Source organism: Pseudomonas sp. 1 R 17 (genome assembly GCF_900067035.1).
GTDB classification, from domain to species: domain Bacteria; phylum Pseudomonadota; class Gammaproteobacteria; order Pseudomonadales; family Pseudomonadaceae; genus Aquipseudomonas; species Aquipseudomonas marginalis.
This window is the reverse complement of sequence record NZ_FKLB01000060.1, coordinates 66,024-77,484: the sequence shown is the minus strand read 5'-3', so window position 1 is coordinate 77,484 and position 11,461 is coordinate 66,024. Positions and strand designations below refer to the sequence as shown.

Genomic DNA, 11,461 nt, shown 5'->3' with positions numbered 1-11,461 from the left:
GGAATCTTGTTATTCATGTGCATCTACACAGCCTTCACGGCGTCAGCACATGAGCAGGCGAAGGGCACGGACCCTTTGCCTGTTTAAGCGTTACGCGCCGACTACGATCGGCCTTGCCAGAGGCGGGACGGCGGCGCTGGTGGGCGCGATGCCGGCTTCGAACTCCGAGCGGAAGTATTTGATTGCGCTGCCCAATGGCTCCACGGCGCCCGGTGCGTGAGCACAGAAGGTCTTGCCTGGGCCGAGGAAACCGACCAGGCCCAGCAGGGTCTCGATGTCACCCTCGCGGCCTTCGCCATTTTCCAGGGCCATCAGCAGCTTGACGCTCCACGGCAGGCCGTCGCGGCATGGGGTACAGAAGCCGCAGGATTCACGGGCAAAGAACTGCTCCATGTTGCGCAGCAGCGAGACCATGTTCACGGTGTTGTCCACCGCCATCGCCAGGCCGGTACCCATCCGGGTGCCCACCTTGCCGATGCCGCCGGCATACATTTGTGCGTCGAGGTGCTCGGGGAGCAGGAAGCCGGTGCCGGCGCCGCCTGGCTGCCAGGCCTTGAGGGTGTAGCCGTCGCGCATGCCGCCGGCGTAGTCCTCGAACAGCTCGCGTGCGGTCACGCCGAACGGCAGTTCCCACAGGCCAGGGTTCTTGACCTTGCCGGAGAAGCCCATGAGCTTGGTGCCCATGTCTTCACTGCCTTCACGGGCCAACGATTTGTACCAGTCCACGCCGTCGGCGATGATCGCCGGCACGTTGCACAGGGTCTCGACGTTGTTCACGCAGGTCGGCTTGCCCCACACGCCCACGGCGGCAGGGAAGGGCGGCTTGGAGCGCGGGTTGGCGCGGCGGCCTTCGAGGGAGTTGATCAGTGCGGTTTCTTCACCGCAGATGTAACGCCCGGCGCCGGTGTGCACGAACAGTTCGAAGTCAAAACCCGAACCGAGGATGTTCTTGCCCAGCAGGCCTGCGGCCTTGGCTTCTGCCACGGCACGGTTGAGGTGCTTGGCGGCGGTGGTGTATTCGCCGCGCAGGAAGATGTAGCCACGGTAGGTTTTCAGCGCGCGGGCGCTGATCAGCATGCCTTCGATCAGCAGATGGGGCAGTTGCTCCATCAGCATGCGGTCTTTCCAGGTGTTGGGTTCCATTTCATCCGCGTTGCACAGCAGGTAGCGGATGTTGATGGATTCGTCTTTGGGCATCAGGCCCCACTTAACACCGGTGGGGAAGCCTGCACCGCCGCGACCCTTGAGGCCGGCGTCCTTCACGGTCTGGACGATGTCGTCCTGGGCCATGTCGGCGAAGGCCTTGCGCGCAGCGGCGTAGCCGTTCTTGGCCTGGTACTCGTCGAGCCATACCGGCTCGCCGTCGTCACGCAGGCGCCAGGTCAGCGGGTGGGTTTCGGCCGAACGCTTGATCAGGTTGGCCGGGCCGAAGGAAGTCAGGGTCATGGGTAGCCCTCGAGCAATTGGGTCACGCCAGCGGGCTGCACGTCACCGAATGTGTCGTCGTCGATCATCAACGCCGGCGCCTTGTCGCAGTTGCCCAGGCAGCACACCGGCAGCAGCGTGAAGCGGCCGTCCGGGGTGGTCTGGCCGAGGCCGATGCCCAGCTTGGCCTGGATCTCGCTGACCACCGACTCGTGGCCACCGATGTAGCAGACCATGCTGTCGCACACGCGAATGATGTGACGGCCCACCGGCTGGCGGAAGATCTGGCTGTAGAACGTCGCCACGCCTTCAACGTCGCTGGCGGGGATGCCGAGGATCTCGCCGATGGCGTAGAGGGCGCCGTCCGGCACCCAGCCACGTTCCTTCTGGACGATCTTCAAGGCCTCGATCGACGCCGCGCGCGGGTCTTCGTAGTGATGCAGCTCGTGCTCGATGGCCGAGCGCTCGGTTTCACTCAAGGTGAAACGGTCTGTCTGGATAAGCGTGCTGTTCATGCTTAGCGGTCCACGTCGGCCATAACGAAATCGATACTACCCAGGTACGCAATCAAGTCCGCGACCATCTCGCCTTTGATCACCGAAGGGATCTGCTGCAAGTGGGCGAAGCTTGGGGTACGAATCCGGGTGCGGTAGCTCATGGTGCCGCCATCGCTCGTCAGGTAATAACTGTTGATACCCTTGGTCGCTTCGATCATCTGGAAGGATTCGTTGGCCGGCATTACCGGGCCCCACGAAACCTGCAGGAAGTGCGTGATCAGGGTTTCGATGTGCTGCAGCGTGCGCTCTTTCGGCGGCGGCGTGGTCAGCGGGTGATCCGCCTTGTACGGGCCGGCCGGCATGTTGCGCATGCACTGCTCGATGATCTTCAGGCTCTGGCGCATTTCTTCGACACGCACGATGCAACGGTCGTAGGCATCGCCATTGGCGGCCAGCGGTACTTCGAACTCGAAGTTTTCGTAGCCCGAGTACGGACGCGCTTTGCGCAGGTCGAAATCGCAACCGGTGGAACGCAGGCCGGCACCGGTGACGCCCCATTCCAGGGCCTCTTTGGTGTTGTACTGGGCGACGCCGATGGTACGGCCCTTGAGGATGCTGTTATCCAACGCAGCCTTCTGGTACTCGTCCAGGCGCTTGGGCATCCAGTCGATGAATTCCTTGACCAGGCGTTCCCAGCCATTCGGCAGGTCGTGGGCGACGCCGCCGATACGGTACCAGGCCGGGTGCAGGCGGAAACCGGTGATGGCTTCGATGACCTTGTAGGCGCGCTGACGGTCGGTGAAGGTGAAGAACACCGGGGTCATGGCGCCGACGTCCTGGATATAGGTACCCAGGAACAGCAGGTGGCTGGTGATCCGGAAGAACTCGGCCATCATGATGCGGATGGTGTCGACGCGGTCCGGAACCTTGATGCCGGCCAGCTTCTCGACCGAGAGCACGTACGGCAGGTTGTTCATCACGCCGCCGAGGTAGTCGATACGGTCGGTGTACGGGATGAAGCTGTGCCACGACTGACGCTCGGCCATCTTCTCGGCACCACGGTGGTGGTAGCCGATGTCCGGCACGCAGTCGACGATTTCTTCGCCGTCCAGTTGCAGGATGATGCGGAAGGCACCGTGGGCCGAAGGGTGGTTCGGGCCCAGGTTGAGGAACATGTAGTCCTCGTTGGTGCCGGAGCGCTTCATGCCCCAGTCTTCCGGACGGAAGCGCGCGGCCTCTTCTTCAAGCTGCTGCTTGGCGAGGTTGAGGCTGAACGGGTCGAATTCGGTGGCGCGGGCAGGGAAGTCCTTGCGCAGCGGGTGACCCTCCCACGTTGGCGGCATCATGATGCGCGTCAGGTGCGGGTGGCCCGGGAAGTCGATACCGAACATGTCCCAGACTTCGCGCTCGTACCAGCTGGCGTTCGGCCAGATACCGGTCACGGTCGGCACGCTCAGGTCGCTCTCGGACAGTGCGACCTTGATCATCACGTCGCTGTTACGTTCCAGCGACAGCAGGTGATAGAACACGGTGAAATCGGCGCCGCTCGGCAGGCCCTGGCGCTTGGTGCGCAGGCGTTCGTCCACGCCATGCAGGTCATAGAGCATGACGTACGGCTTGGGCAGGTTGCGCAGGAAGGTCAGGACTTCGACGAGCCTGGCGCGCGCCACCCACAGCACCGGCATGCCGGTGCGTGTGGCCTGGGCGGTGAAGGCGTCAGGGCCAAAACGGTTATTGAGTTCGACGACCACATCCTGGTCGTCTGCCTTATAAGGCGGGATGCGTCGAGCACTGCCTGTAGTCATGGTTTTTTATCGCTTTCGGTCAACGTAAAGAATGAAGCCAGGTTTTCGTTCTATAAAAGAAGCGGTGCTGGATCAGACTTCGTCTGGGCTGCGCAGGTTGGTGACTGCGATTCGCTGTTCGCGGCGCTGTTCCTTTTGCGACGGCATCTCGGCGCGGTACACGCCTTGATCGCCGACGACCCAGGAAAGCGGGCGACGCTCCTTGCCAATCGATTCCTGCAACAGCATCAAGCCTTGCAGGAATGCTTCGGGGCGGGGCGGGCAGCCAGGCACGTAGACGTCCACGGGCAGGAACTTGTCCACCCCCTGAACCACGGAGTAGATGTCGTACATGCCACCGGAGTTGGCGCACGAACCCATGGAGATAACCCACTTTGGCTCGAGCATTTGCTCGTAGAGACGCTGAATGATCGGCGCCATCTTGATAAAGCAGGTACCGGCGATAACCATGAAATCCGCCTGGCGCGGTGATGCCCGGATAACTTCGGCGCCAAAGCGCGCGATGTCGTGGGGCGCCGTGAAGGCGGTGGTCATTTCCACGTAGCAGCACGAAAGGCCGAAGTTGTACGGCCACAGGGAGTTCTTACGTCCCCAGTTGACCGCGCCACTCAGCACGTCTTCGAGTTTGCCCATGTAGATGTTCTTGTGGACTTGGTCTTCTAACGGATCGGAAACGGTTTCCCGTTCGCCGATGGGGTACTGCTCGTTAGGAGCATCCGGGTCGATCCTGGTGAGATTGTATTGCATCGCCAAAGCCTCATTGTTTCAGCTTCGCTTGCCGCTTACGACGAGCTTCCGGAGCCCAGTCAAGGGCGCCCACTCGAAATAGGTAGACAAGGCCTGCCAACAGAATTGCTATGAAAACGAGGGCTTCGACGAATCCGGTCCAGCCGCTTTCGCGGACGGACACAGACCAGGCAAAGAGAAAGAGGGCTTCGATGTCGAAGATCACGAAGAGCATCGCGACCAGATAGAATTTGGCTGAGAGCCGCAAGCGGGCGCCACCTGTAGGCAGCATGCCGGATTCGAACGGTTCATTCTTGCTGCGGCCCCAGGCTTTTGACCCGAGGAGGCTGGACACACCGAGCATGAAGGCGCAAAGGCCGACAACACCGAGGAGGAAAATGGCAAAGCCCCAGTTGTGGGCCATGAGTCCTGTCGCTTCGGTCATGCTGGAAATCCTTAACAGAGAGCAAAGGTCTCTGAGCTCGAAAAAGTAACGATGCAGTGACGATATGTCGCACTGCAATCAATCGCGGTGATTTTATGGCTAAACACCGGGCAAGTAAAATTCCTAGGGCGAAATTATTCGATGGAATAAGCACATAGTGCACCTTCTTGGGGCTGTAGCCCTTGCGGAGCGGGCATTAGCGGGCATTTGATCAAATGTGTTTTGTTTAACCTGTAACGAAGTTTTTATGTTCTAAATGATAATGAATATTGTTTGCGTGGGGTTTAAGCGATTGTTTCTCATACAGCGGAGTAAGTTGCCGTTACTTGCCTGATTAGCGCGAGTTGTTGGAGCGGATCTTTTAACCGATTTATCTGCGGCAAATACCGCTCTGGATCAAGGTTTTGCACAAAATCTTCAGGCTGCAAGCGTTCCTCATGTGGGAGGGAGTTGCCTCCTCCCACATTTGGCTTTGGTGAACCAGCGTGATGTGTACCGGCAAAAAAACGCCCCGAACCAGTCGGGGCGTGATTGTCGTGCGGCACTGCGGTTAGCTCTTTAACGGGTCCGCCGTGGCCGTGTACTCACATCGATCAGTGGAACTGCTCTTCTTCGGTCGAACCGGTCAGCGCGGTCACGGACGAGGTGCCGCCCTGGATCACGGTGGTCATGTCGTCGAAGTAGCCGGTGCCGACTTCCTGCTGGTGGGCCACGAAGGTGTAGCCCTTGGCGGCGTCAGCGAATTCCTGCTCCTGCAGCTTCACGTAGGCGGTCATGTCGTTGCGGGCGTAGTCGTGCGCCAGGTTGAACATGCTGTGCCACATGTTGTGAATGCCGGCCAGGGTGATGAACTGATGCTTGTAGCCCATGGCGGACAGTTCGCGCTGGAACTTGGCGATGGTCGCGTCGTCCAGGTTCTTTTTCCAGTTGAAGGAAGGCGAGCAGTTGTAGGACAGCAGCTGGTCCGGGTATTCCTTCTTGATCGCTTCGGCAAAGCGACGCGCTTCGTCCAGGTCCGGCTTGGCGGTTTCGCACCAGATCAGGTCGGCGTACGGCGCGTAGGCCAGGCCGCGGGCGATGGCCTGGTCGAGACCGGCGCGCACTTTGTAGAAACCTTCCTGGGTGCGTTCGCCGGTTACGAACGGCTGGTCGTACGGGTCGCAGTCTGAAGTCAGCAGGTCCGCTGCGTTGGCGTCGGTACGGGCCAGGATGATGGTTGGCGTGCCGGCAACGTCAGCCGCCAGACGGGCAGCAGTCAGCTTCTGTACAGCTTCCTGGGTCGGTACCAATACCTTGCCGCCCATGTGGCCGCATTTCTTCACCGAAGCCAGTTGGTCTTCGAAGTGCACGCCGGCCGCGCCAGCCTCGATCATGCTCTTCATCAGCTCGTAGGCGTTCAGTACGCCGCCGAAACCGGCTTCGGCGTCGGCCACGATGGGCGCGAAGTAGTCGATGTAGCCTTCATCACCCGGGCCTTTACCGGCTTTCCACTGGATCTGGTCGGCACGACGGAACGAGTTGTTGATGCGCTTGACCACGGTAGGCACGGAGTCCACCGGGTACAGCGATTGGTCGGGGTACATGGATTCAGCGGAGTTGTTGTCCGCTGCCACTTGCCAGCCGGACAGGTAGATCGCCTGGATACCGGCTTTCACCTGTTGGACTGCCTGGCCGCCAGTGAGGGCGCCCATGCAGTTGACGAAATCTTTCTCGGGGCGGAAGGACGGCTTGGCACCTTGGGTGACCAGCTTCCACAGCTTCTCGGCGCCGAGTTTTGCAAAGGTGTGCTCAGGTTGAACCGAGCCACGCAGGCGGACGACGTCAGCAGCGGAATAAGCGCGGGTTACGCCTTTCCAGCGTGGGTTTTCAGCCCAGTCTTTCTCGAGGGCTGCAATTTGCTGTTCGCGTGTCAGTGCCATGGGGGAAAACCTCGTCGCATAGGTCTAGGTGGAAAATTCCATTTGCCAGCCACGTAGTGAATGCGTGGTTATGGCTGCTCGCTGACCAGAAGCTCAGGTGTTCAAGTCAAGTTCGGCGGGGCAGGCGACGGGATGAACGATGGCTCAAGGGGGGAGTTGAGCAGGTAAGGGCGAACTGCGAACGGTCTTCGGGCATCGTGGGCCTTTGTACGATCCATCAGTGTGTAGCCGGGTTACCTGGTTAGCTTCCGTCCCTCGGGACAACTTCGTTCCAGTCGCAACCTCGTCAAACACACCTTGTGGGCGGTACAGACACGAATCGGCTCGGGTGGGTAGCTTGGAGCGTCGATCCGAAGGCCCTTGCCAGGGCCCCTGATTAGCGGGAGCGAGGCCATCATGCCCATGCTTTTTTGGATCGTCAAATGTTTTGTAGTGCTTTTTTTCAGGCACTACATCTTTAGTCTAATACGACTCATCAGTCAGTTTTTGGTGCTTCAGTTCAGGGTGTCGACCTTAACCCGCAACGTCAGGTCATCGCGGCCCTGGGTAGAGTAGCTGCGGGTTGTGGAGGATTTGTCGGCCTGGGTCTCGCGGTTGATGCCGGCCAGGGGGATCCATTCGCCAAGGCGCCCGCTGACGGTTGTGTCGGTGCTTTGCACATTCACTACATCGGGACGTTCCTGGCTCATGCGGTCACGGTTGGTACTGATCGCCAGATGCACGGTCTCGCCGGTGACGCTGGCGGTGACATAGAAGCCCTGGGTGACGTTGCGGTACTGGGTCTGGTTCTGCGGGCGACCGTAGGCGTCAGGCTGAGTGGTGGTCATTGGCACGCTCTGGCCGACCTGGATCAGCGCGGGCACGCCTTCGCTGGCCTGAATCTGCTGGATGCCGCCGTCGCGGCTGGCGGTGCCGTAGCTGATGATGCGGGTCTGGCTGTCGCCGCTGTTCTGCTGGTTGTTTTCATTGGTATCGACGGTGATCAGCAGACGTTTGGCTGGTGTATCCAGCTGGGCGAGCAGCGTGCGCAGGTCCTGGATCTTGCCGGGGGCAGCGTTAACGATAAGCTGGTTGCCGTAGGCGCTGACGGTGCCGTCCTTGCCGATGAAGTTCTGCGCAACCGGGAGCAGGTCGGTGCTGGTGCGGTTGCTCAGGTTGACGACTTCGGTGTCGGCCATTGCCGAGCAACTGGCGGTGAGGAGGAGGGCGGTGAGCAGGGTGCGTAGGGACATGTCCGTGATCTCTGCGAGTCATTTGGGCTTGATAGTGCCAGTTTGTCGGCCTGGAGTGTAGTAAGCGGACTTGCCTGTGGTGAGCGGGCTTGCCCCGCGCTGGGCTGCGTAGCAGCCCCTATAAAAAACGCCGCGTTCTTACGGAAAGAATGCGGCGTTTGGTTTGGGGCTGCTGCGCAGCCCAGCGCGGGGCAAGCCCGCTCACCACAGGACCACAGGCAAGCTGGCTCACCACAGGCAAGCCCTTACAGCAGGGATCAGGCCCCGCGCACCATATCGACATGGGGAATCCCGACTTCCAGGAATTCCTCGCTGACGATCTTGAAGCCCAGTCGCTCATAGAACGGCGCCGCATACACCTGCGCGCTCAGGAACTGCTTGGTCTGGCCACGTTGCTCGGCCACGCCAATCACCGCTTCCATCAGCTTGTCGCCGACCTTCAGCCCGCGCCAGTCCTTGAGCACCGACACCCGGCCGATCTCGCCGCTGGGCAGCAGGCGCGCGGTACCAATCGGAAAGTCGCCTTCGAATGCAAGGAAATGCACTGCGTCTGCGTCGTCCGCATCCCACTCAAGCTCAGGTGGAACCGATTGTTCAGCGATAAATACCGCTTCACGAATGCGCCGAATCTCGGCGATATCCTTATGCCAGTCCGCGACACCTACGTGAATCCTATTCATCGGCAAACCCCAGGCTTCCTTGCTTGACCAGCTCGCACAGCAGGTCACGGGCGTCTTCGTCCAACAGCCATTCGCCAAGGTTTTCGGCGTGCAGGGCATCGGCGGCGCAGACCAGTTTCAGCAGTTCGCGCAGTTTGCCCGGCAGGTAACGGCTCTGGCCGCTGGCGAACAGCAGGACGTCATCGTCGACTTCCGACCAGGCCATGCGCGCGCTTGGGTTGCGCACCAGGATCGCACCGTCCTGCAGGCTGTTGATGAAGTCGTCTTCGCCCAGTTCTTCGCCTGCTACCAGTTCCGGGTAGCGCGGCTCGGTCATGAATTGGCCGAACCAGGTCAGCAGCATGCGCTCGTCGCTCATGTGCTCGGCCAGCAGGCTCTTGAGGCGGTCGAGGGCGTCGCTCTGGATCTGGTGCGGGTCGCTGACCGGCTGCGCGTCGGCGTCGGTGTAGCGCTCTTCGTCGGTCAGGTACTGGGCGAGGAAGTCGGTGAAGTGGGTCAGCACTTCGGCGGCGCTTGGGGCGCGAAAGCCCACCGAGTACGTCATGCAGTCATCTTCGGCGATGCCGAAATGCGCCAGGCGTGGCGGCAGGTAGAGCATGTCGCCCGGTTCCAGCACCCATTCGGCGCTTTCTTCGAATTCGGCGAGGATGCGCAGGTCGGCGTGTTGCAGCAGCGGGCTTTCGGAGCTGCACATCTGGCCGATCTTCCAGTTGCGCTTGCCCTGGGCCTGCAGCAGGAACACGTCGTAGTTGTCGAAGTGCGGGCCTACGCTGCCGCCGGGTGCGGCAAAGCTGATCATTACATCGTCGATGCGCCAGCTTGGCAGGAAGCGGAACTGCTCCAGCAACTCGGCCACTTCCGGCACGAACTGGTCGACCGCCTGTACCAGCAGGGTCCACTCACGCTCAGGCAGGGTGCTGAAGGCGTCTTCGGCGAAGGGGCCGCGGCGCAGTTCCCACGGGCGTTCGCCGTGTTCGATCACCAGGCGCGATTCGACTTCTTCTTCCAGGGCCAGGCCGGCGAGTTCGTCGGCGTCGATCGGGCTTTCGAAGTCAGGGATCGCCTGGCGGATCAGCAGTGGTTTTTTCTGCCAGTAGTCGCGCAGGAATTCCCGTGCCGTGATGCCGCCCAGAAGTTGAAGAGGGATATCAGGATTCATGTGTAACCTATTGAAAAAAAGCACTTTTCAGACTGAAATAAAAACGCCCGGCGCGGCCGGGCGTCTCAAGGGGGCTTGCGCTAATCAGATGCGCTTGGCTTGCTCTACAGCGTTGCCGATGTAGTTGGCCGGGGTGAGCAGTTTCAGCTCGGCCTTGGCCGCGGCTGGCATGTCCAGGCCGTCGATGAAAGTTTGCAGTGCTTCAGGGCTGATGCCCTTGCCACGGGTCAACTCTTTCAGCTTCTCGTAAGGGTTTTCGATGTTGTAGCGGCGCATCACGGTCTGGATCGGCTCGGCCAGCACTTCCCAGCACGCGTCCAGGTCAGCGGCGATTTTCTGCGCGTTGAGCTCCAGTTTGCTGATGCCTTTGAGGCTGGCTTCGTACGCGATCACGCTGTGGGCAAAGCCCACGCCGAGGTTGCGCAGTACGGTGGAGTCGGTCAGGTCGCGCTGCCAGCGGGAGATCGGCAACTTGCTGGCCAGGTGCTGGAACAGGGCGTTGGCGATACCGAGGTTGCCTTCGGAGTTTTCGAAGTCGATCGGGTTGACCTTGTGCGGCATGGTCGACGAACCGATTTCACCGGCAATGGTGCGCTGCTTGAAGTAGCCCAGGGAGATGTAGCCCCAGATATCGCGATCGAAGTCGATCAGGATGGTGTTGAAGCGCGCAATGGCGTCGAACAACTCGGCGATGTAGTCGTGCGGTTCGATCTGCGTGGTGTACGGGTTGAAGCCCAGGCCCAGCTCGTCTTCGATGAAGGCGCGGGCGTTGGCTTCCCAGTCGATCTCCGGGTAGGCCGACAGGTGGGCGTTGTAGTTGCCGACAGCGCCGTTGATCTTGCCCAGCAGTGGGACTGCGGCGACTTGAGCGATCTGGCGCTCCAGGCGGTACACCACGTTGGCGAGTTCCTTGCCCAGGGTAGTCGGCGACGCCGGCTGGCCGTGGGTGCGCGACAGCATCGGCACGTCGGCGAAACGGATGGCCAGCTCGCGGATGGCTTCGGCGGTCTGGCGCATCAGCGGCAGCATCACGTCATCACGGCCTTCGCGCAGCATCAAGGCGTGGGACAGGTTGTTGATGTCCTCGCTGGTGCAGGCAAAGTGGATGAATTCGCTGACCTTGGCCAGTTCCGGCAGCTTGGCCGCCTGCTCCTTGAGCAGGTATTCGATGGCCTTGACGTCGTGGTTGGTGGTGCGCTCGATCTCTTTCACACGCTCGGCGTGCTCCAGGGAGAAGTTGTCCGCCAGGGCATCGAGTACAGCGTTGGCTTCGGCGGAGAACGCCGGTACTTCGCTGATGGCGGGGTGAGCGGCCAGGCGCTGGAGCCAGCGCACTTCAACCAGTACGCGTGCACGGATCAGGCCGTATTCGCTGAAAATAGGGCGCAGGGCCTGGGTTTTGCCGGCGTAGCGGCCGTCAACAGGGGAAACCGCAGTGAGCGAAGAGAGCTGCATGGGGTGTTCTCGGACAGTCGGGCAACGAAATGGGGCGCGTATCATACATGAAAAAATTCGCCGGTCCGTTGCCAACTGACCGGCGTATTACGCGTAACGGCTTGAAAATAGCCTGTCG

Annotated in this window: 10 protein-coding genes; all 10 read right to left on the bottom strand. The window is 60.8% G+C overall.

Going from position 1 to position 11,461, the window contains the following annotated elements:
- Window positions 1–90: 90 nt before the first annotated feature.
- Entirely contained in the window at window positions 91–1,446 is a 1,356-nt protein-coding gene (gene nuoF / locus BFP99_RS23755; RefSeq protein WP_027606325.1) for an NADH-quinone oxidoreductase subunit NuoF, read from the bottom strand.
- A complete protein-coding gene (gene nuoE, locus BFP99_RS23750; protein ID WP_010566874.1) occupies window positions 1,443–1,940 on the bottom strand; it encodes an NADH-quinone oxidoreductase subunit NuoE in 498 nt (165 codons plus the stop codon). Before nuoE ends, nuoF begins: the two co-directional genes overlap by 4 nt.
- A 2-nt stretch (window positions 1,941–1,942) precedes the next feature.
- Complete coding sequence (gene nuoC / locus BFP99_RS23745; RefSeq protein WP_065927064.1) at window positions 1,943–3,727, bottom strand: NADH-quinone oxidoreductase subunit C/D; 1,785 nt, start codon at window positions 3,725–3,727, stop codon at window positions 1,943–1,945.
- A gap of 72 nt (window positions 3,728–3,799) precedes the next feature.
- Window positions 3,800–4,474: a NuoB/complex I 20 kDa subunit family protein gene (locus tag BFP99_RS23740; protein ID WP_003174719.1), complete on the bottom strand. Its 675-nt coding sequence runs from the start codon at window positions 4,472–4,474 to the stop codon at window positions 3,800–3,802.
- Window positions 4,475–4,484: 10 nt separating this feature from the next.
- Window positions 4,485–4,898, bottom strand: a complete 414-nt coding sequence (locus BFP99_RS23735; RefSeq protein WP_003219575.1) for an NADH-quinone oxidoreductase subunit A — start codon at window positions 4,896–4,898, stop codon at window positions 4,485–4,487.
- A 593-nt stretch (window positions 4,899–5,491) separates the two neighbouring features.
- The gene (gene aceA, locus BFP99_RS23730) at window positions 5,492–6,817 is read right to left on the bottom strand and encodes an isocitrate lyase (protein ID WP_003219577.1); all 1,326 of its coding nucleotides are present in this window, start codon (window positions 6,815–6,817) and stop codon (window positions 5,492–5,494) included.
- A 494-nt stretch (window positions 6,818–7,311) separates the two neighbouring features.
- Window positions 7,312–8,049: a secretin N-terminal domain-containing protein gene (locus BFP99_RS23725; RefSeq protein WP_065927065.1), complete on the bottom strand. Its 738-nt coding sequence runs from the start codon at window positions 8,047–8,049 to the stop codon at window positions 7,312–7,314.
- Between the two features lie 257 nt (window positions 8,050–8,306).
- A complete protein-coding gene (locus tag BFP99_RS23720; RefSeq protein ID WP_065927066.1) occupies window positions 8,307–8,729 on the bottom strand; it encodes a GNAT family N-acetyltransferase in 423 nt (140 codons plus the stop codon).
- Window positions 8,722–9,888, bottom strand: coding sequence for a ribosomal protein uL16 3-hydroxylase (locus BFP99_RS23715; RefSeq protein WP_027606329.1), 1,167 nt, complete (start codon window positions 9,886–9,888; stop codon window positions 8,722–8,724). The genes BFP99_RS23720 and BFP99_RS23715 overlap by 8 nt, the downstream gene beginning before the upstream one ends.
- 84 nt (window positions 9,889–9,972) lie before the next feature.
- Window positions 9,973–11,343, bottom strand: coding sequence for an adenylosuccinate lyase (purB, locus tag BFP99_RS23710; protein WP_065927067.1), 1,371 nt, complete (start codon window positions 11,341–11,343; stop codon window positions 9,973–9,975).
- Window positions 11,344–11,461: the final 118 nt, after the last annotated feature.